The organism is Kribbella kalugense (assembly GCF_004365875.1).
Lineage (GTDB): Bacteria > Actinomycetota > Actinomycetes > Propionibacteriales > Kribbellaceae > Kribbella > Kribbella kalugense.
Genome location: NZ_SODF01000002.1, coordinates 1,392,969 through 1,411,552 on the forward strand (window position 1 = coordinate 1,392,969; position 18,584 = coordinate 1,411,552).

Here is an 18,584-nt window from a genome sequence, read left to right on the forward strand (position 1 = left end):
GTCACGTGACGCCACCCCATCATCCCGAATACACTTCGCCGCTTCTGACACGCCCCGATACCCTCAGGGTGTGATTGACGCGAAACTGCTCCGTGAGAACCCTGATGCCGTCCGCGCGGCCCTGACCAAGCGCGGCGAGAGTACAGACCTGGTCGACCAGATCCTGGTCGCCGACAGTGAGCGTCGATCGTCCATCTCCGCCTTCGAGGCGCTCCGGGCCGAGCAGAAGACGCTCGGCAAGGCGGTCGCTCAGGCCAAGGGCGACGAGCGGACCGCGCTGCTGGAGCGGACCAAGGCGCTGGCCGCCGAGGTGAAGACCAACGAGGCCGCCGCGAACGACGCCGGCCGCCGGTACGACGAGCTGGCCGCCAGCCTGCCGAACCTGGTCTCCGACGAGGCCCCGGTCGGCGGCGAGGACGACTTCGTCGTGGTGGAGGAGGTCGGCAAGCCGCGCGACTTCGCCGCCGAGGGCTTCGAGCCCCGCGACCACCTCGAGCTGGGCGAACTGCTCGGCGCGATCGACATGGAACGCGGCGCGAAGATCAGCGGCTCGCGGTTCTACTTCCTCAAGGGCGCCGGGATGCTGCTCCAGCTCGGCATGCTGCAGCTGGCCGTCCAGCAGGCGGTCGAGAACGGGTTCACCCCGATGATCACGCCGACGCTGGTCAAGCCGGAGGTGATGGACGGCACCGGGTACCTGAACGCGCACGACGACGTCTACCGGCTCGAGGACCCCGAGCTGTACCTCACCGGTACGTCGGAGGTCGCCCTGGCCGGCTACCACATGGACGAGATCCTCGACCTGACCGCGGGCCCGATCCGGTACGCCGGCTGGTCGTCCTGCTACCGCAAGGAAGCCGGGTCGCACGGGAAGGACACCCGCGGGATCATCCGCGTCCACCAGTTCGACAAGGTCGAGATGTTCTCCTACTGCAGGCTCGAGGACGCTGCCGCCGAGCACCTGCGGCTGCTGGCCTGGGAGAAGGAGATGCTCGACAAGATGGAGCTGAGCTACCGGGTGATCGACACCGCGACCGGTGACCTCGGCGTCTCGGCGTACCGGAAGTTCGACTGCGAGGCGTGGGTGCCGACGCAGGGCCGGTACCGCGAGCTGACCTCGACGTCGAACTGCACGGACTTCCAGGCCCGCCGGCTGAACATCCGGCACCGCGACGCCGACGGCAAGACGCAGCCGGTCGCGACGCTGAACGGCACACTGGCCACCACCCGCTGGATCGTCGCCATCCTGGAGACCCACCAGCTCAAAGACGGCTCGGTCCGAGTGCCAACCGCCCTCCAGCCGTACGTCGGCGGTCGCGAGGTCCTCGAACCGGTCAACAAATGACGGACCGACCGCGGCCGACGGCCGTTGCCCTGGACATCGATGGGACGTTGATCGACCACGACGAGGGCCTGTCGCCCGCGGTCGTCGACGCGGTCCGCCGTACTGCCGCGCAGGTGCCGGTGATCCTGGCGACCGGCCGGGCCTGGTCGACCACGAAGCCGGTGGCCGAGCGGCTCGGCCTGCCGGCCGGCGGGTTCGTTGTCTGTAGCAACGGTGCACGGACGATGCGGTTCCCGGACGGTGAGGTCGTCGACGAGCGGACGTTCGACCCGACGACGGTGATCGCCTCGGTGCGCAAGTACGCGCCGAACGCGCGGATGGCGGTCGAGGAGTCCGACGGCACCTACCTGGTCACCGCACCGTTCCCGGACGGCGACCTCGGCCGGGACGCCAGGATCCGCGTGGTCGGCGACGACGAGCTCGCGCCGCAACCTGTGACCCGGTTGATCATCCGCGACCCGGACCAGTCCGAGAGCGACTTTGTCCACCTGGCGGAACGGCTCGGCCTGCACGGCGTCAGCTACTTCGTCGGATGGACCGCCTGGCTCGACATTGCGCCCGAGGGCGTGGACAAGTCAACCGGGCTGAAGGTCGCGCTCGCACAGTACGACCTCGATCCTTCCGGCCTGCTGGCAATAGGTGACGGACGCAACGATATCGAGATGCTGACCTACGCAGGCCTCGGCATCGCGATGGGCGCAGCGCCCGACGAGGTCAAGGCCGCCGCCGACGAGGTCACCAAGTCCGTCCAGGACGACGGTGCCGCGACCATACTCAACCGCTGGTTCTGACGCAACGCCTTTCGGGCAGCGCCGAAAGGGTTGACGTCGAAAGGGTTGACAGGGCAACTTTGCCGTAGGCAACCGAAAGGCCCGGAACCCCTGCTTTCACAGGGCTTCCGGGCCTTCGCTGTCAGTGACCGATAGTCCGCTGGCGGGCCGAGTATCGGATCAGGCGACCCGGCTGCTGCCGGTCCGGCGGGGCTGGCACTGCTGGTCGACCACGGTGTCGAACGCGTCCAGCACGGCGCTGACCTCGGGACGCGGCCGCGGCGTCTTGGCCGCCGGGCTCTGACCGCGGCGCGCACGGCGCAGGTGCCGCTTGACCGTCGACAGCGAGCATCCCAGCCGCATGGCCAGCGACTCCAGGCTGTCGTTCGGGTACTGCGTCCGCAGCCGGAGCACCTCTTCGTGGCTCACCGGACGGCGGGTCCCGCGCGCACCGGCAAGCTGGTCGAAGTCGTCGGCCTGCACCTCGACGTCGAGCAGGTTGCGGATCGAACGCCGTTGTACCGCAGTGGTTCCGGCGACGAAGCCGCTCACGTCGTGCTCGGCGACGGCGCTGTACAGGCATTCGGTGAACACCGGGCACGAGGCGCACAGCGCCTTGGCCTCACGGACAAGCTGTTCGTACCGCTCCCGTGTACGACGGGTTGCGGACGCGGGCGGCGGCTCTTCCATCAGGCGGTGCTGAAAAATGTCGGTACGGGCGATGCAGCCGGTCATTGCCCCCTGCCTGATGGAAGCTGTGTCGACAGCCGCTCGGGAGCTGCTGCCCCCCGGCCCCGCTAGATTGGCGCTGTTGACGGTCATCAAGGCTCCCCAAGTATCAAGACCCGAATGAACGAACGATGTATGCCGTTCGTCCGCACAGATCCGCTAGCTGATGGACCCGCGCTTTGTTGCCGGCCCACCGTGTCGTCCCGGGCGCGGGACGCACCGATCCATAACTGTTGACGCCACTGCCGAGGTTTTGGTTGCAGCCAATTCCACAACAGTTCTTCGACGTTTGTGTATGTGCTTCCGGAGGTGGGCGGCTTCAGTCGCGCTGATCCAGAACACGCTTAGGACGCGGCCGAACAGCCGCCGGTTCCCCACCAGACCAACGCATGAAATCACGCGCCAACCGCGTGGCGCAGGGGAACTTGCTGCCTTTGCAGCATCCTGCCGTAACGGTCTGATGACGTTGTCAAAAGCTCAATCAGATAAGTCAAAAACGGCTGAATCCGCTGTCCAACGGCTTGCGCCCGGGCTACTCGAAGGAGTAATGCGATACCGGCTCGGACGACGATACGGTGACCTCGTGACGGCTTCGCAGTACCCCCGCCTGATAGCCACCGATCTGGACGGAACACTAGTACACAGTGATGGAACCGTGTCCGCCCGCACCTTGACAGCGGTGCACGCCGCGCAGCGCGCCGGCAGTGTTTTCGTGATGGTTACCGCCCGGCCACCTCGCTGGCTGCACGACCTGTCCGACCTGGTCGGTGAGCACGGCGTCGCGATAGTTGCCAACGGCGCTATTTTGTACGACGTCCTGCACCGTAAGGCGATTCGGACCCGGTTGATCGATCCCGCGGTCGCGCTGGACGTCGCGCAGGCGATTCGCAAGGCGATCCCGGACGTGCAGTTCGCGATCGAGCGACCGGACCGCTACGGACAGGAACCGGTCTACCTCAATCGCTGGCCTAAACCTGACAACACGTTGATCGCGGCGGTCGAGGAGCTACTTTCGGAGCCGGCCGCAAAGCTGCTCGTCCGGCATCCGAGTCTGCACTCGGACGAGCTGCTGGCTCGCGTCACACCGTTGGTCGGCCAACGAGTCACGGCCAGCCACAGCGGAGGTCATGGATTGGTGGAGATTTCGGCGACCGGGGTCTCGAAGGCCGCGATGCTGGCCGATTTCGCCGCAGAGCAAGGAATCTCGGCTGCTGAGACGATCGCCTTCGGTGATTCGATCAACGATCTGCCGATGCTCGCCTGGGCCGGTACGTCGTACGGCGTGGCGAACGCGCATCCCGAAGTACTAGCCGTGGTGGACAAAATTGCCCCGGCAAACGACGAGGACGGCGTCGCCGCCGTCCTCGAGGAGTTGTTCCAGCCTTTGAAATAAGGCGTTACAGATACATCCCGGCGCTGCCCGGGCCGTCGGTCGTGCTGGCCTGCGGGGCGCCCGGGAAGCCGGGGTGTTCTTCGCCGGGCAGCTGCTGGCCGCCGGGTAGTGCGCGACGCATCTGCTCCAGCTGCTGGCGCGCGGCCATCTGCTGTGCGAAAAGGGCCGTCTGGATGCCGTGGAACAAGCCTTCCAGCCAACCGACCAGCTGCGCCTGCGCGATCCGCAGTTCGGCGTCGGACGGGGTGCTGTCGTCGGTGAAGTCGAGGCTGAGCCGCTCCAGCTCTTCGACCAGCTCCGGCGCCAGACCGCTCTCCAACTCCTTGACCGACGCCTCGTGGATCGAGCGCAGCCGGGCCCGGGAGGCCTCGTCGAGCGGAGCCGACTTCACCTCTTCGAGCAGCTGCCGGATCATGTTGGCGACCCGCATCACCTTGGCCGGCTGCTCGACCAGCTCGGTCACCGACCGCGGTTCGTCCGCGTGTTCGTCGTGATCGGAGCGCGGCGGCCCCTCGACAGCCATGCCGTCGGGCCCGACGATCAGCACCTTGCCGTCCTCGGTCCTCGCCCCGGCCATCGGAACTCCCTGGCCCTCGCTGCTCTCGCTCATCTCCCCATCCTAGGCGCGCCTCATGAAGTGCGGGCGCGGTGCCGTCGGACCGCATCTCGGTTGGCGCAGGCGGGGCTGCAGTAGCGCTGGCGGCCGGTGCGGGACAGGTCGGCGTACACCTTGCCGCAGCCTTCGGTGGCGCAGCGTCCGAGTCGCGTGATGCCACGGCCGGCCAGGTGCAGCGCAGTACCGGTGCTGATCAGCGTCGCGACCAGCCGGCCGACCGGAACGTGGTCCGGCCGGTAGTGCACGTGCCATCCGTCGCCGGCGTGGTTGGTGAGCCGCGGATGCTCGGTGTACTTCGCCAGCATCGCGTTGACCAGATCGACGCGGGTCTGCTCGTCTTCGGCGTCCACAACCCTCAGCCACTCCTCGAGCGCGATGTGGACCGCATCCACGTCGGCCGCGGTCACCCGGCGCTCGCGCACGAGAGGGCTCTCGACCGCGCTCTGCTCGCACCACTCGATCAGTTCCTCCGGCGTGGTCGCCGGCCGGTTGACGAGGTTGACGGCCAGCAGAACAGCGTCCGCGCCGTAAGGGTTGAGATGCATAATGCCATTACATCACGATGGATCCATGACAGATCACCGTCACCGCTGGACCGCGGTCTCCGCCCACCAGGTCAGCGAGGGGCTGGTCGTGTACCAGCGGTGTGCTTGCGGCCAATGGCGCATCACGAGCACATCGCCGTACCCCGAGGTAGAGCTGATCATTCCTGGGTGAGCCGACGGACCAGGCGGGCTGTTGTCGCGTCGACGTCGTACGGGTGTCCGGTGCCGGGGGTCAGTTGGTCGAGGACGAGGCCGTCGATGGCGAAGTGCAGGAGGCGGATCTCCTCGGCTCCGCCGGGCAGGCCGGCGTTGGAGTTGAAGGCGACATCGGCGTCGAATCCCTGCCGAAGGGTGCGCGACAGGATCTCGTGCAGGCCGGGACGGCGGGCCGCTTCGAGGCGGAGCTCGAGCAGGGCGAGCGAGAGTTCGGGCCGGCCGAGCAGCCGCTCGACGATGTAGTGGACGTAGTCGGTCATCAGCTCGAGATCCGGCTTGCGCTCGGCGAGCGGCTCGAGGGTGGCCGGGTCGGGGGCGAGTCGCTCGAAGATCCGCTCGCCGAGGGCGCCGAGGAGTGCGTCGCGGGTCTTGAAGTAGTTGGACGCGGTCCCGGCCGGGAGTCCGGCTGCCGCGTCGACGGCCCGGTGGGTGAGGCCGCGGGCGCCGGATTCCGCGAGTACGGCGAGGCCGGCGTCGGCCAGTTGGGTACGGCGTTCCGGATTCCGGGGCATGTTGACAGGCTAGCAGGGTTCCACTACAACTGTCGTACACAACAACGACAGCTGTAGTGGTCAGGAGAATCTATGCAACCCGCGGCATTCGGCGCGACCGTGGTCACCGACCGACCGGCGGAGGTCGCCACCTTCTACACGCAGTACCTCGACCTGCAGGTCGGGATCGACCTCGGCTGGTTCGTCACGCTCCGCCGGGGTACGGCGGACTGGGAGCTGGCGATCTGCGAGCGCGGCCATCCGACCGTCCCGGCAGCCGTGTCCGCGCTGACCGAGAGCACGAACGTCTTCGGGTTCATCGTCGACGACGTGGACAAGGTCGCCGCCACGCTGGAGGAGGGCGGCGTACAGCTCGAGAGCGAGCCGGTGACGGAGGTCTTCGGGCAGCGCCACTTCTTCGTCCGCGACCCAGCCGGCACCTGGATCGACGTCATCCAACTGGTCGAGCCCGACCCGGAGTGGGTAGCGGCGAACCTAGAGAGTCAGGAGGACCTTGCCTAGCTGGGTGGATTGCTCGAGCGTCTCGTGGGCCTTGGCGACCTCGGCGAGCGGGAAGGTCGAGTGCACGATCGGGCGGACCTTCTTCGCCTCGATCAGCGGCCAGACGTGGCCGACGACCTCGGCCAGGATCCGGCCCTTGTCCTGGACCGACCGGAACCGCAGCCCGGTCGCGATCACCGAACCGCGACGGCTCATCAGCCGGCCGAGGTCGAGTTCGCCCTTCGCGCCACCTTGCATCCCGATCGTCACGAGCCGCCCGTCGTACGCGAGCGACTTCACGTTGTCGGTCAGGTACTTCGCGCCCATGATGTCGAGGATCACGTCGGCGCCGGCGCCCTTGGTCGCCTCTTGGACGACCGAGGCCCACTCGGCTTCCTTGTAGTTGATGGCGACGTCCGCACCGAGCCGGGTGCAGAACTCCATCTTCTCCTTGCTGCCGACCGTGGTCAGCAACCGCGCACCGTGCGCGACGCCGAGCTGGATCGCCATCGTGCCGATCCCGGATGAGCCGCCGTGCACCAGCAGGGTCTCGCCGGCCTTCAGATGCGCCGTCATGAACACGTTCGACCAGACGGTCGCGACCACCTCGGGCAACGCCGCGGCGCTGACCAGGTCGAGGCCGTCGGGGATGGGCATCACCTGCGGCGCGGGTACGACGACCTTCTCGGCGTACCCGCCGCCGGCCAGCAGCGCGCAGCACTCGTCGCCGACCGACCAGCCCTCGACCTCGGCACCGACCGCGGAGATCCGGCCGGACACCTCGAGACCGATCGTGCCAGGGGCTCCGGGCGGCGGCGGGTAGAAGCCTTGCCGTTGCATCAGGTCGGCCCGGTTCACCCCCGCGGCGACGACGTCGATGACAACCTCGTCGACGGCCGGTTGCGGGTCCGGGATCTCGCCGATCCCGAGGACCTCGATTCCGCCGGCACCGTTACACACGACAGCTCGCATGTTGCCCAACCTACCCTCAGCGCTCGACCAGGTTCGCCATGTCCTGAGCGATGCTGTCGAGGTAAGTGGTCTCGCCTATCGACTGGAACCAGTCCCACAGTTCGAGCGAGTGGTAGAGCCGGTAGAGATCGACCCGGTCTGTCGGCAGGACGCCGTACCCATCGGTGAGACCGGCGAGCTTCTCGGCGTTGTCGTGGGCGGAGTACTGGATCGTCTTGGCGATGTCGATGAACGGGTCGGCGGCGATCGCGTTCTCGACGTCGATGAATCCGCTGACGCGCCAGGTGTTCGGATCGACGAGCACGTTGCCTTCGTGGAAATCGTTGTGGCAAAGGACGGCGGCCTTGTTGTCGGCGAACAGCTGCTTTCGTTCATCGACATGAGCGCTGATCTTCGCGTGCAGTGTCGCATCACCGCCGAGCTGCTCGAACTCGCCCAGCTTCTTGGCGAACTGCCGCTGCATGTACTGCGAGTTGTCCGGCAGCGGATCGAGGATCTGGTCGGTCAGATAGCCGTACTCCGGTTGGTCGATGCGGTGAATGCGGGCGAGCAACTCGCCGAGCTGCGTGTACATCGCCCGCCAGTCGGGCGGGTCGAGCTCGGACAGCGGTACGCCGTCGAGCTTGGTAAGGATCGTGAATGAGTCGCCGGTGTGCACGACTCGCGGGATCGACCCTTCGAGCTCCTGCTGCAGCAGGCCGTAGACGTGGACTTCCTTGGACTGCTTCCAGACCCACTCCGGTGCGTAGACCTTCACGATCAGCGGGTCCGCGTTCGTCCGTACTTCGTAGACAGTGCTGAGCTGGCCGCCGGTGCGCTCGACAACTTCGACGACCTCGGTCCCGGGGCAGGCGTCGGTCACGACTTGGGCGATGTCCATGGGCTCGACGCTACGAGTCGTGTCCAGGCATTTTCAGCCTGTTAGTCGTCGAGGCCTGTTAGTCGTCCAGGCCTTTTCAGTCGTCCAGGTCGGCCCAGGTGTCGACGTCATCGCCGGCCCGGGTCGGTTGGGTCCAGGTGAGGTCGAGGCCGGCGAGCGTACGCCGTACCGACTTGTCCCGTGGATCGCCGACGCGGCGGATCGCCTCGGCCAGAGCGGTACGCCGGTACGCCGTCGCGAGCTGCTGCTCTCGTCCGGACGTGTCCCGCAGCCCATGCCCGTCGTACTCGCCGAGCCCTTCTGTGAGCAACGTGACGTCGTCCTTCGTCAGCCAGGGCAGATCGCAGCTCACCACCACAACCACCGGCGCCTTGCCGCGTTGGAGGCCGGCCGCCAGCCCGGCCACCGGCCCACCGGAGGGCGGATCCTCCACGGTCCAGTCGACTTCGCGGTACGTCGTCCTGGTCGGCCCGACCACGATCGTCGTGGCTGCACCGGCCGTCGCGGCCAGTACTCGATCCAGCAACGTCGCCCCGTCGAGCACCAGCATCGCCTTGTCGACTCCACCGAACCGAGTGGATCCGCCCCCAGCCAAGACCACCGCGTCAAACTCCACGCACGCAGATTAGTCCTTGGGGAGCATCGCCTCCCTGGCTTGCTGCATGCGGTCGCGTTCTTCCGGCGCCAGGGCCCGAACCCGCGCAACGCCACGATCCGGTGCAGCCGCCGTACGTCGGCCGCGTCGTACGCCGACCGTAGGTCCTGACGTCGCGTGAGGTTCAAGCTGCGCCTTGTGCGGCACCATGGAGAGATGAGGATCGCCGTGGTGCAGACCGCCAGCAGCTACGACAAGGCTGCCAACCGCGACCTGGTCACTCGCCTGGTTGCGGACGCCGCGCAGGGCCGGCCGGACCTCGTCGTCTTGCCGGAGGCGATGATGGCCGACTTCGGTGACTCAGTGGCGGAGGCCGCCGAGCCGTTGGACGGCGAGTTCGTCTCGACACTGCGGAAGGCTGCGGTCGAGCACGGCGTGGCGGTCGTGGCCGGCATGTTCGAACGCAGCTGTGACCAGCATCGCCCGTACAACACGCTGCTCGCCGTCGGCGCGGACGGCGCCCTGCTCGGTGCGTACCGCAAGATCCACCTGTACGACGCCTTTGGCTACAAGGAGTCCGACCAGCTGACCCCGGGGGACGTGGCGCCTGTGGTGGTGCAGGTCGGCGACCGGTCGCTCGGTCTGATGACCTGCTATGACCTGCGCTTCCCCGAGCTCTCCCGTGCACTGATCGACGCCGGCGCGGACGTACTCGTCGTACCGGCCGCCTGGGTCCGCGGGCCGCTGAAAGAGCACCACTGGACCACTCTGCTCACGGCCCGCGCGGTCGAGAACACCTGCTACGTCGCAGCGGCCGCCCAGAACGGCAAGAAGTACTGCGGACTCAGTCAGATCGTGGACCCACAGGGCATCGCCCTGGCGTCGGTGGGCGAGTCGGACGGACATGCGGTCGCGGAGATCACGGCCGAGCGGCTGGCCGACGTACGCAAACGCAACCCATCTCTCCAGAACCGCCGCTACACCGTCTCACCACGCTGACCAATTGGCCCGAAATCATCCCTGACACGTTAACCTCCTTGGCGTGGTCGATGGGTTTGATCTGGAGCATCACGGTGATCTCGAGGTCGGTGAGGGGCTGGTCGACCTCGCCGTCAACGTGCGTACCGGCACGCCGCCTGCCTGGCTGATCGATGCGATCACGTCGAGCCTGACCGACCTCGCGGCGTACCCGCGGCAGGAAGCGGCGGTCGCCGCGGTCGCTCAACGGCACCGTGTCGCGCCGGACCGGGTGCTGCTGGCGGCTGGGGCCGCGGAGGCGTTCGTGCTGATCGCGCGGGCGTTCCGGCCACGGCATCCGGTCGTAGTTCATCCACAATTCACCGAACCCGAAGCAGCGCTGCGGTCGGCCGGTCACCTGGTCGACCGGGTGATCCTGCGGCCGGAAGACGGGTTTGTGCTGGACCCATCCGCCGTACCCGCCGACGCCGACCTCGTTGTCATCGGCAACCCCACCAACCCGACCTCGGTGCTGCACCGGGCCGACGACCTGCGCGAACTCGCCCGGCCGGACCGGATCCTGGTCGTCGACGAGGCGTTCATGGACGCCGTACCGGGCGAACCCGAGTCGCTCGCCGGCGCGTCCATCCCGGGACTCGTCGTCGTGCGCAGCCTGACCAAAACCTGGGGACTTGCCGGGTTGCGGGTCGGATATGTTCTCGCCGGCGCGAGTTTGATCGAACAATTGGCCGCCGTACAACCGCACTGGCCGGTGTCCACTCCTGCTCTCGCAGCAGCAATTGCCTGCAGCAACGAGCGTGCCGTGGCGGAAACGGCACAAGCCGCGCTGGACATCGAGCAGCAGCGTGTCCACTTGATTGACAAACTCGGTACGGTGAATGGACTTTCGACGTACGGCGTCGCCCGTGCGCCGTTTGTTCTCGTGCATGTTGCGGGAGCTGCCAGGGTGCGGGAATCCCTACGTACACAGGGGTTTGCGGTTCGCCGCGGGGACACGTTCCCGGGACTGGGACCGGACTGGATGCGGATCGCAGTACGTCCGGAAGACGTCACCGACGGATTCGTCAAGGTGCTGGCCGACCTGCTTCGCCTCTGATTCTGTTCCGGCCGGGGAATCGAGTTGGCGCTGTAACGCTCGAGGGGTTTAGCCGGGGTCCACTTTGCGCACAAGATGGCCATGGTGCCCATTTCTGATGTCGTGGGCATCTTTCTGGCCATTCGCGAAGGGAGCAGCACAATGGGTCTCAACGACGACGACATGAACACCTCATCCGAGGGTGGCGAAGGCCTGGCCGACGGGGGCGCGAGCTCGGGAGCCACCGATGGTGGTGCCGACGGCGGCGCCGGCGGCGGGTACGAGGGTTCGGGCGGCGGCTCCTCGAGCGGCAATACATCCGGCGGGTACGGCGACGACGGGTCCTCGGGCGGCGAGGGTACTGCGGATGGCGGCGCGAACCCGGGTGGCTCTGATGGTGGAGCGGATGGCGGCGCGAGTTCCGGTGGCTCCGATGGCGGTGCCGACGGTGGCGCAGATGGCGGTGCTGGTGGTGGCGCGGGCGGCTACGGCCAGTCGGACGGTGGCGACTCGCAGGGCGGCTCCGATGGCGGTGACTCCGGTGGTTCTGGTGGCTACGGCGAAGGCACTGCGGACGGTGGCGCAAACGAGGGTGGATCGGACGGCGGTGCCGATGGCGGCGCCGGCGGGTACGGCGGAGGCTCGGGCGGCGACTCGTCCGGCGGGTCCTCCTCGGACGGCGGCTCGGGTGGTGAAGGTACTGCGGACGGTGGCGCGAACCCGGGTGGCTCCGACGGCGGAGCTGACGGCGGTGCGAGCTCCGGTGGCTCCGATGGCGGTGCCGACGGTGGCGCAGATGGTGGCGCTGGTGGCGGCGCGGGCGGCGATGCCGGCGGGAACTCCGGAAGCTGGTGACCACCGTGCCGGAGTCCGGGCAGCTCCCGCCCAAACACGAGCCAACCTCCCACCAGCCAACCGGTGGCGACTTGGTGCGGGACGAGTGCCCGGCACTCCGGCGCTGTGTGGCAGGTGACCTGAACGAGTTCGCCAGCTCCTACTGGGGTTCGCGAGCGTTGCTGTCCCACGGCCCGGACCTGCCCGCGCCGTACGACGACCTGTTCAGCCTGGAAGCCGTGGACGAACTCCTGTCCCGCCGCGGCCTGCGAACGCCTTTCCTACGAGTCGCCAGGAACGGCTCGGTCGTAGGCGACAGTCAGTTCACCGGACCGGCCGGCGTTGGCGCGGAGATCGCGGACCAGGTACGGGACGACAAGATCGCTGCCCTGTTCGCCAGCGGCCACACCGTCGTACTGCAGGCGCTCCACCGGACCTGGCCAGCACTCGTGGACTTCTCCACCCAACTGTCCGCCGACGCGGGTCATCCGGTACAGATCAACGCGTACATCACCCCGGCCGAGTCACAAGGCTTCTCCGCGCACTACGACGTACACGACGTCTTCGTGCTGCAGGTAGCCGGCGAGAAGCACTGGACTGTGCACGAGCCGGTACATGTCGATCCACTGCGAGACCAGCCGTGGACGGACCACGCAAAGGCTGTTGCAGCGGCGGCACGAGACAAGGCGCCAGTGATCGACGAGGTACTGCGGCCCGGTGACGCGCTGTACGTGCCACGCGGGTTCCTGCACTCTGCCAAGGCTTTGGGCGGAGTCAGCGCGCACCTGACGGTTGGACTGCACACTCTGACGCGCTACCTACTCGTACAGGAGCTGGCCGGGCTAGCCGCCCACCAGGAGTCGCTGCGTACCGCACTGCCTCTTGGCTTCGACCCCGGCGACCCAGAACAACTCGCCGAGATCCTGCCGCAGGTAGTCCAGCTCCTCACCCAGGAGATCCAATCCGCGACCCCGGACGCGCTGGCCGCTCGCCTCCGCCGCCGTACCTGGTCCGGCAACCGCCCGGCCCCACTCCCACCCCTGGCCCACGCCGCCTCGATCGCGTCCGTCTCCGTAGGCACCTCAGTCCGCCTCCGCCCCGGCCTCCGCTGCCGAGTCGTCCCCGGCGACCCAGTCGTACTCCAACTGCCGGACCGCACCATCACGTTCCCAGCGATCACCGGGACAGCAGTCACCGAACTCGCCTCAGGCGCCGACTGCAAGGTAGGCAACCTCCCCGGCCTGGACGACGCCGACCAGCTAGTCCTGGTCCGCCGCCTACTAACCGAAGCAGTAGTAGTAGCAACCACCCAATAACCCCACCCAACCGCCGGCGGCATGCAGACGTGGGGAGGATCTTCTACCCAGAACGGCCCAGAATCCTCCCCAGCCTCATCCCACCGGTCCGTCCGGCAGGGTGAAGCAGGCGCCGACCGCGTGGTGCGAGGGTGCGGGTAGTTGAAGGCGGCAACCGTATTGTGAGGTGCTGTGGACCGCGGGGATGGTGGATACCGACCGGAGACCGGCTGTGCAGCTCAGGCCGACCTCCGCGGTGACTCCCTGATCGCCACCGCCCCACCTGCCGAGCGCTGGCTGCTGATCGAGTCCCACACCCCGTGGCCCCGGCAGGCCCTCACAGCCCTCCACCACAGCTCCTCCGTACCAGGAGGCGAGGAGGCGCTCACGACCCTCGGCCGTAGTACCCCCGGAGCGGGTGGTGGGGCGCCGCGGGGAGGGGGTGGTGGGGAGTTGGGGGATGTTGTTGGTTGGCTGTGTCGGGAGTTGGGGATTCGGCCTGTGCTGGTTCGGCGGTATGGGCGGGTGGATCGGGCGCGGAGTCGGCAGTGGGGGCTGGTCGACTGTCGGCCGGGGCGTGAAGAGGTTCGGTGGGGGCCGTTGCCGACGGACGAGCATCTGTTGGACGTGCTCGCCGGCAAGGATCCTGGGACGGTCAGCAACGAGCCCGTCTATCTCGTCTGTACGCACGGGCGTCACGACGCGTGCTGCGCCGTCCGAGGTCGGCCGGTTGCTGCGGCGCTCGCCTTTGCATACCCGGAGCGGACCTGGGAATGCAGTCACATCGGCGGCGACCGATTCGCAGCGAACGTTGTCGTCCTACCGCACGGGCTCTTCTACGGGCACGTCCCACCGACCCGCGCTGTCGAGCTCGCGACGCAGTACGACGAAGGTGTCGTCGTACCCGATCTCCTCCGTGGATCAGGTGCGTTCATCCCGCCTGTCCAAGCGGCGCAGCACTTCGCCCGAGCCGCTGGTCACTCGCCTGCCGTCGACAATCTCCTTCCACGGTCTGTCCAGGAACTCTCCAACCACCGTTGGCGAATCCTCCTCGCATCCACCACCGGCCCGATCTCCGTCGAGGTGTCAGCACACCTCGACACCGTCAACGCCCGGCTGACCTGCGCAGGCTCCTCCCCCACCCAGATCCGCCGCTTCGAACTCCACACCCTGACCACCACCTGATCCGGCAGCACCACTCGATCCCCGCCGGTACGACGAATCCGCCCGGCGCCACTCGGTCCGTCAGGCTGGGTCTATCGGGCGATCGGTGAAGTGGGCGCCGAAGAAGGCTGATTGGCGGGCCATGATTTCGCGTAGGGGTGTGTCGCGGGGAACGCCGTACACCGTGCCGGGGAAGTCCAGTTCGCGTTGGACCTGCCACAGCTCCTCGTGCCGGTCCGGGGAGAAGAGCTGGGCCGGGTCGCCGGCGGCGATCCATCCGATCGGGAGGATCGTGCCTGCTTCCAGGCGCGAATTCACGTGCAGCACGCTGTTGATCCGGAGCTCCGCGCCTGCGCCGGCGACGGAACCAGGGAACAACGCGGCGCCCGTGGCGATGAAGACCTCGTCCTCGACCGTGGCGCCGTTCACGTGTGCATGGGGACCTACCAGGACCGCGTCGCCGATCAGGGCGGGATGGTCGGCCCGGCCGCGCACCAAGGCGTTCTCCATCACCACACTGTTCTCGCCGAGCCGGACCTCGCCGTTCTCCGCGGTCAGCACCGCACCGTGCAGGACTCTGCTGCCTTCGCCAAGGACGACGGCGCCGCAGAGCACGGCCGATGGAGCGACGTAAGCGGATTCGGGCACGACCGGTCGCCGGCCGCGGTGTTCGAGCAGCATCTGTCGCTGTCCTTTCGTCGCGTGATCACCTCTCTCAGCTGTACCCAGTCTGGTCTGCGGACTCTCCACAGCCCGGGTCCTCACAACCCCGGGCGGCGGTGTCCTCCGGGCCGTTCCACGTCGAGGTGGGAGGCTCGGTCCATCGGACAATCCGGGTGGAGAACCGCGAACTGAGGCAACATTAGAACAGATGTTCGAAGGATTGCAACGCATCCTGACAAGTCAGGCAATGCCAGATCGGAGCGGTCAGATCCGCTCGGCGCTGAGCCACGGCGGCCTGATCGAGCGACGTCAGCGTGCAGAGATCCAGGAACTCAAGCTCGCGCTCGCCGGTCGCGAGGTTCGCCGCTCTGGCCGACACCCGCGGTCGACGCGGCCGAGGCGTTAGCAGCCAAGTACGCGACCGCAAGTCCTGGGGCCGCGCTGCGCCGCAAGGTGTTCCAGATCCGCCCTCAGTTCGTCGCGTCGCACTGGATTCGGCCGCGCGATGCGCTAAGAGCCGGCCCGTGCTTATTGCGTCCTACTCGGTGGTCGTGGCGCTCGGCGAGCTCTTGGCGAGCGTCTCCTTCTTCCGGGCACGGTAGGCGCGCATCGACGCCTGACTGGAGCACTGCGTGCTGCAGTAGCCGGCCGATGTGTTCTTGCTTCGGTCGAAGAACGCGAAGTGACAAGGCTCGTTCCGGCATGCCTTGATCCGGGCCCACTGACCTGAGAGCGCAAGCTCGGTCGCCGCTGCCAACACGCCCGCGAACGCGCCCGCTACTCCGCCGCAGCCTGGACCAAGACGCGCCTCCGCGCCGCTCAACCGCACTGCGACCGGACACTTGTCACCAGCTCGCTCGAGGATCGCCTCGGCAGACCGGACCGCCGGGTCAGAGGTAGCAGGGTCATTCGAGTGCGAGAGCAGCACGGTCACCAGCGCGTCACGCAACTCTCGAGCCTCGACGACGTCCGAGTCGGTCACAGTCCGCGCCGGCTCGGCTCCACTCCACGCCACCTCGCCCAGCCAGCCCGTCAATCCTTCCGTGTCGGTGAACCGCTCGACTCGATCGCCGGCGTCCGCATGAGTGTTCGCGAACGCCAAGACCAGCTCCAGCGCGGACAACGTCGAACCAGTGCTCACGTCGCTCCCCTCAGGGTGGTTGTGGTCGCTCGCGGTTCAACCCTAACAGAAGCTCCAAGAATCGCCTTGGCGTTAGGAGTGAACCTGCTATGGTCACAACCATGACGAATTCAGTCGACACCCAGTCCCAGTCCACTCGCACCTGGTTCATCACCGGTGCCTCGTCCGGAATCGGCCTCGCACTCGCAGTCCGAGCAGCAGAACGAGGCGACAACGTGATCGCCATCGCCCGCCGCGCCGAAGGCCTGACGCAGCTGACCGAGAAGTACGGCAACCAGGTCCTCGCCGTCAGCGCCGACGTCGCCAACATCAACCAGCTGCAGAGCGCCGTCAACGCGGGCGTCGAGCGGTTTGGGCGGATCGACTTCGTTGCCAACAACGCCGGCTATGGCGTCTTCGGCGCCGTCGAGGAAGCGACCGACGCGCAGGTCCGCGCGATCTTCGACACCAACGTGCACGGAGTGCTCAACGTCTTGAGGGCAACGCTGCCGACGCTGCGCGCACAGAAGTCGGGCCACGTCCTGCAGGGCTCGTCCTACTTCGGACAGATGGCTCACGCAGGGGTCGGCATGATCGCGGCAACCAAGTTCGCTGTCGAAGGTCTGACCGAGGCCCTGTTCGGAGAGCTGGACCCGCTGGGCATCAAGGTCACGCTGATCGAGCCGGGCCTCACGGCCACGTCCTTCCTGGCCAACCTGGACCACGTCGAGACCATCGCCGACTACGACCAGACGGTGCGCGAGGTACTGAAGACAATTGGCGGCCTGCCGCCGACCGCGTTCAACGGCGCCGAGCGCGTCGTTGACGCGATCATCGCCGCCACTGAGGCGACCACCGCGCCGCACCGCATCGCGACCGGGAGCGCCGCCGTCCAGGACATCCGCACTGCACTGGTCGCCCGAATCGCCGAACTCGACGAATGGACCCCGGTGAGCAACGCGGTCGACGGCACCAACTGAACGCTCACCCCGACGCGGCCCGAGAGCGCCCGACGGCCCCTGGCGTAGTCGCCAGGGGCTGTGCTCGTCCGAGCAGGAAGGCACTGCTAGGACACCGCAAGGCCCGATGCACGGACGTGCCGTACCGCGTGTCCTCGCACTCTCCTGCCGCGTTGAGCGCGTGCCCGTGAAGATCGATCGGAGCGGTCAGATCCGCTCGGCGCTCAGCCGCGGCGAGACCCGGGCCAGGACATAGATCGTCAGGCTCGCAACCAGCGCGAGCACCGCGAGCGCCAGCCACGGCAGGTCGTGATGAACCACGAAGAGCTTGGCGAAGAACACCGGCGCCAGCACGCTCGAGAAGGCGAACGAGTACTGCCAGTACGACAGGTACTTCCCACGCCCGACCACCGGCGAGACAGCGGCCGACAGCGCGTTGTTGGTCGCCGCATGCAGTACGTCGGCGAACGCGTAGCAGGCCGTGGCCAACACCAGCACCGGCACGACCCACCCAGCCGCGATGTGCACCTGCAGTGCCATCAGCACCGCCCACGCTGCATAGACGACACCGGCGACCACCATGACGTTCGTACGCCGCAGCCGCTCGGTGTGCCGGACGACGAGCGTCTGACTCGTCGCCAGGACGACTGACGTCGCCGCGATCAGAACGCCGACCAGCCACTTCGGCACCGTCAGCGCCTCGGTGACGAACACCGGTACGCCGACGCCCAGCATCATCGTGCAGAGCGCCAACAGGGTGTTCGCACCAATGAGCACCAGGAAGGTCTTGTCCTTACGGAGCAGTGGCGCTGGACCGTTGTCCTGCTCGGTCCGCTCGTGGTGCGAGGGGTGCAGCCGCAGGAGGAGCAGACCGGCGAAGTAGAACGTCGCTGCGTTGACCGCCATGGCAACGAGGAACGGCGCGTCGCCGCCGATTTGCAGCAGCGCTCCGGCCGCCAGTGCGCCGAGCGCGAGACCGCCGGCCTGCATCATCCCGCCCAGCCCGAACCATTTGTCCCGCTCGCCCTCGTCGGCGACGTCCGCGAGCAGACTGAAGATCGCCGACCAGAACACGCGCTGCCCGGTCGTCATCACCAGTGCGCACAGGAACAGCACCCCGATCGACCGGCCGAAGAAGAAGCCGGTGAACGCCAGACCCTGGGCGAACTGTGCGGCCACCACGATGTTGCGCGGCCCGACCCGGTCGACGACCAATCCGACCGCGCCCGGTGCCGCGATGGAGAAGAGGGCCGCGACGGTCAGCGTCAACCCGGCCGTGCCGAGTGGGATACCAGCGACCTTGTTGAAGTACAGCAGCAGGAGTGGTCCCGCGCAGCCGCCTCCGAACGAGTCGATCGCCAGGCCGGCCAGCAGCGGTACTCGGCCGCGTACGTTCGGGAGACCGAGTGACGTGGCTGCGGGCATGACTCAGTGCTCCGATCG

22 protein-coding genes are annotated in these 18,584 nt (G+C 67.5%); 11 read left to right on the top strand and 11 right to left on the bottom strand.

Annotated features, from left to right (window positions below; all coding sequences use genetic code 11):
* Positions 1-70 precede the first annotated feature (70 nt).
* Entirely contained in the window at positions 71-1,345 is a 1,275-nt protein-coding gene (gene serS / locus EV650_RS24470; protein ID WP_134121348.1) for a serine--tRNA ligase, read from the top strand.
* Positions 1,342-2,136: an HAD family hydrolase gene (locus EV650_RS24475; RefSeq protein ID WP_134121349.1), complete on the top strand. Its 795-nt coding sequence runs from the start codon at positions 1,342-1,344 to the stop codon at positions 2,134-2,136. Before serS ends, EV650_RS24475 begins: the two co-directional genes overlap by 4 nt.
* Before the next feature lie 159 nt (positions 2,137-2,295).
* On the opposite strand, the gene EV650_RS24480 is transcribed toward EV650_RS24475, so the two are convergent.
* Positions 2,296-2,850, bottom strand: coding sequence for a WhiB family transcriptional regulator (locus tag EV650_RS24480; RefSeq protein WP_238174427.1), 555 nt, complete (start codon positions 2,848-2,850; stop codon positions 2,296-2,298).
* A gap of 577 nt (positions 2,851-3,427) precedes the next feature.
* On the opposite strand from EV650_RS24480, the gene EV650_RS24485 reads away from it, so the two are divergent.
* Positions 3,428-4,237 carry an HAD family hydrolase gene (locus tag EV650_RS24485; RefSeq protein ID WP_238174428.1) on the top strand — a complete coding sequence of 270 codons (810 nt, stop codon included), beginning with the start codon at positions 3,428-3,430 and terminating at the stop codon, positions 4,235-4,237.
* 4 nt (positions 4,238-4,241) lie between these two features.
* Here the strand turns inward: EV650_RS24485 and EV650_RS24490 are convergent, their stop codons facing one another.
* Positions 4,242-4,847 carry a bacterial proteasome activator family protein gene (locus EV650_RS24490; protein ID WP_134121352.1) on the bottom strand — a complete coding sequence of 202 codons (606 nt, stop codon included), beginning with the start codon at positions 4,845-4,847 and terminating at the stop codon, positions 4,242-4,244.
* Positions 4,848-4,867: 20 nt separating this feature from the next.
* Positions 4,868-5,398, bottom strand: coding sequence for a CGNR zinc finger domain-containing protein (locus EV650_RS24495; RefSeq protein WP_134121353.1), 531 nt, complete (start codon positions 5,396-5,398; stop codon positions 4,868-4,870).
* A 25-nt stretch (positions 5,399-5,423) separates the two neighbouring features.
* Between EV650_RS24495 and EV650_RS40445 the strand changes: the two genes are divergently transcribed.
* Positions 5,424-5,570 carry a hypothetical protein gene (locus tag EV650_RS40445; RefSeq protein WP_166678254.1) on the top strand — a complete coding sequence of 49 codons (147 nt, stop codon included), beginning with the start codon at positions 5,424-5,426 and terminating at the stop codon, positions 5,568-5,570.
* Here the strand turns inward: EV650_RS40445 and EV650_RS24500 are convergent.
* Positions 5,557-6,126, bottom strand: coding sequence for a TetR/AcrR family transcriptional regulator (locus EV650_RS24500; protein WP_134121354.1), 570 nt, complete (start codon positions 6,124-6,126; stop codon positions 5,557-5,559). The two genes, EV650_RS40445 and EV650_RS24500, sit on opposite strands and share 14 nt — an antisense overlap.
* Positions 6,127-6,198: 72 nt before the next feature.
* Here EV650_RS24500 and EV650_RS24505 point away from each other — a divergent pair, with 72 nt between their 5' ends.
* Complete coding sequence (locus tag EV650_RS24505) at positions 6,199-6,627, top strand: VOC family protein (RefSeq protein ID WP_134121355.1); 429 nt, start codon at positions 6,199-6,201, stop codon at positions 6,625-6,627.
* Here the strand turns inward: EV650_RS24505 and EV650_RS24510 are convergent.
* The 3 genes from EV650_RS24510 to mobA all read right to left on the bottom strand — a co-directional run bounded on the left by EV650_RS24510 (position 6,601) and on the right by mobA (position 9,074).
* Entirely contained in the window at positions 6,601-7,578 is a 978-nt protein-coding gene (locus tag EV650_RS24510) for an NAD(P)H-quinone oxidoreductase (RefSeq protein WP_134121356.1), read from the bottom strand. The genes EV650_RS24505 and EV650_RS24510 overlap by 27 nt on opposite strands.
* Before the next feature lie 16 nt (positions 7,579-7,594).
* Entirely contained in the window at positions 7,595-8,458 is an 864-nt protein-coding gene (locus EV650_RS24515) for a phosphotransferase family protein (protein ID WP_134121357.1), read from the bottom strand.
* A 76-nt stretch (positions 8,459-8,534) separates the two neighbouring features.
* On the bottom strand, positions 8,535-9,074 hold the full coding sequence (mobA, locus tag EV650_RS24520; protein WP_134121358.1) for a molybdenum cofactor guanylyltransferase: 540 nt from the start codon (positions 9,072-9,074) through the stop codon (positions 8,535-8,537).
* Between the two features lie 195 nt (positions 9,075-9,269).
* Between mobA and EV650_RS24525 the strand changes: the two genes are divergently transcribed.
* The 5 genes from EV650_RS24525 to EV650_RS24545 all read left to right on the top strand — a co-directional run bounded on the left by EV650_RS24525 (position 9,270) and on the right by EV650_RS24545 (position 14,420).
* Entirely contained in the window at positions 9,270-10,052 is a 783-nt protein-coding gene (locus tag EV650_RS24525) for a carbon-nitrogen hydrolase family protein (RefSeq protein WP_134121359.1), read from the top strand.
* A gap of 43 nt (positions 10,053-10,095) precedes the next feature.
* A complete protein-coding gene (cobC, locus tag EV650_RS24530; protein WP_134121360.1) occupies positions 10,096-11,127 on the top strand; it encodes an Rv2231c family histidinol phosphate aminotransferase CobC in 1,032 nt (343 codons plus the stop codon).
* A gap of 141 nt (positions 11,128-11,268) precedes the next feature.
* Positions 11,269-11,961, top strand: a complete 693-nt coding sequence (locus EV650_RS24535; protein WP_134121361.1) for a hypothetical protein — start codon at positions 11,269-11,271, stop codon at positions 11,959-11,961.
* Positions 11,958-13,256 (top strand): cupin domain-containing protein, encoded by a 1,299-nt coding sequence (locus EV650_RS24540; protein ID WP_238174429.1) that lies wholly within the window; start codon positions 11,958-11,960, stop codon positions 13,254-13,256. The genes EV650_RS24535 and EV650_RS24540 overlap by 4 nt, the downstream gene beginning before the upstream one ends.
* Positions 13,257-13,736: 480 nt before the next feature.
* Positions 13,737-14,420, top strand: a complete 684-nt coding sequence (locus tag EV650_RS24545; protein ID WP_166678255.1) for a sucrase ferredoxin — start codon at positions 13,737-13,739, stop codon at positions 14,418-14,420.
* A 60-nt stretch (positions 14,421-14,480) separates the two neighbouring features.
* Here EV650_RS24545 and EV650_RS24550 read toward each other — a convergent pair whose 3' ends face one another.
* The 3 genes from EV650_RS24550 to EV650_RS24560 form a co-directional block, all read right to left on the bottom strand.
* A complete protein-coding gene (locus EV650_RS24550; protein WP_134121363.1) occupies positions 14,481-15,080 on the bottom strand; it encodes a gamma carbonic anhydrase family protein in 600 nt (199 codons plus the stop codon).
* Positions 15,081-15,261: 181 nt separating this feature from the next.
* Entirely contained in the window at positions 15,262-15,441 is a 180-nt protein-coding gene (locus EV650_RS24555) for a hypothetical protein (RefSeq protein ID WP_134121364.1), read from the bottom strand.
* Between the two features lie 159 nt (positions 15,442-15,600).
* Complete coding sequence (locus EV650_RS24560; RefSeq protein ID WP_238174430.1) at positions 15,601-16,203, bottom strand: CGNR zinc finger domain-containing protein; 603 nt, start codon at positions 16,201-16,203, stop codon at positions 15,601-15,603.
* A 101-nt stretch (positions 16,204-16,304) separates the two neighbouring features.
* Here EV650_RS24560 and EV650_RS24565 point away from each other — a divergent pair, with 101 nt between their 5' ends.
* A complete protein-coding gene (locus tag EV650_RS24565; protein WP_134121365.1) occupies positions 16,305-17,162 on the top strand; it encodes an SDR family NAD(P)-dependent oxidoreductase in 858 nt (285 codons plus the stop codon).
* 186 nt (positions 17,163-17,348) lie between these two features.
* On the opposite strand, the gene EV650_RS24570 is transcribed toward EV650_RS24565, so the two are convergent.
* On the bottom strand, positions 17,349-18,566 hold the full coding sequence (locus EV650_RS24570) for an MFS transporter (protein WP_134121366.1): 1,218 nt from the start codon (positions 18,564-18,566) through the stop codon (positions 17,349-17,351).
* Positions 18,567-18,584: the final 18 nt, after the last annotated feature.

Excerpts from the sequence above, each read along its gene's own strand:
- EV650_RS24475 (WP_134121349.1), top strand. The coding sequence starts at position 1,342 with ATGACGGACCGACCGCGGCCGACGGCCGTTGCCCTGGACATCGATGGG.
- EV650_RS24480 (WP_238174427.1), bottom strand. The coding sequence starts at position 2,850 with ATGACCGGCTGCATCGCCCGTACCGACATTTTTCAGCACCGCCTGATG.
- EV650_RS24490 (WP_134121352.1), bottom strand. The coding sequence starts at position 4,847 with ATGAGCGAGAGCAGCGAGGGCCAGGGAGTTCCGATGGCCGGGGCGAGG.
- EV650_RS24495 (WP_134121353.1), bottom strand. The coding sequence starts at position 5,398 with ATGCATCTCAACCCTTACGGCGCGGACGCTGTTCTGCTGGCCGTCAAC.
- EV650_RS40445 (WP_166678254.1), top strand. The coding sequence starts at position 5,424 with ATGACAGATCACCGTCACCGCTGGACCGCGGTCTCCGCCCACCAGGTC.
- EV650_RS24500 (WP_134121354.1), bottom strand. The coding sequence starts at position 6,126 with ATGCCCCGGAATCCGGAACGCCGTACCCAACTGGCCGACGCCGGCCTC.
- EV650_RS24505 (WP_134121355.1), top strand. The coding sequence starts at position 6,199 with ATGCAACCCGCGGCATTCGGCGCGACCGTGGTCACCGACCGACCGGCG.
- EV650_RS24510 (WP_134121356.1), bottom strand. The coding sequence starts at position 7,578 with ATGCGAGCTGTCGTGTGTAACGGTGCCGGCGGAATCGAGGTCCTCGGG.
- EV650_RS24515 (WP_134121357.1), bottom strand. The coding sequence starts at position 8,458 with ATGGACATCGCCCAAGTCGTGACCGACGCCTGCCCCGGGACCGAGGTC.
- EV650_RS24525 (WP_134121359.1), top strand. The coding sequence starts at position 9,270 with ATGAGGATCGCCGTGGTGCAGACCGCCAGCAGCTACGACAAGGCTGCC.
- EV650_RS24535 (WP_134121361.1), top strand. The coding sequence starts at position 11,269 with ATGGGTCTCAACGACGACGACATGAACACCTCATCCGAGGGTGGCGAA.
- EV650_RS24550 (WP_134121363.1), bottom strand. The coding sequence starts at position 15,080 with ATGCTGCTCGAACACCGCGGCCGGCGACCGGTCGTGCCCGAATCCGCT.
- EV650_RS24565 (WP_134121365.1), top strand. The coding sequence starts at position 16,305 with ATGACGAATTCAGTCGACACCCAGTCCCAGTCCACTCGCACCTGGTTC.
- EV650_RS24570 (WP_134121366.1), bottom strand. The coding sequence starts at position 18,566 with ATGCCCGCAGCCACGTCACTCGGTCTCCCGAACGTACGCGGCCGAGTA.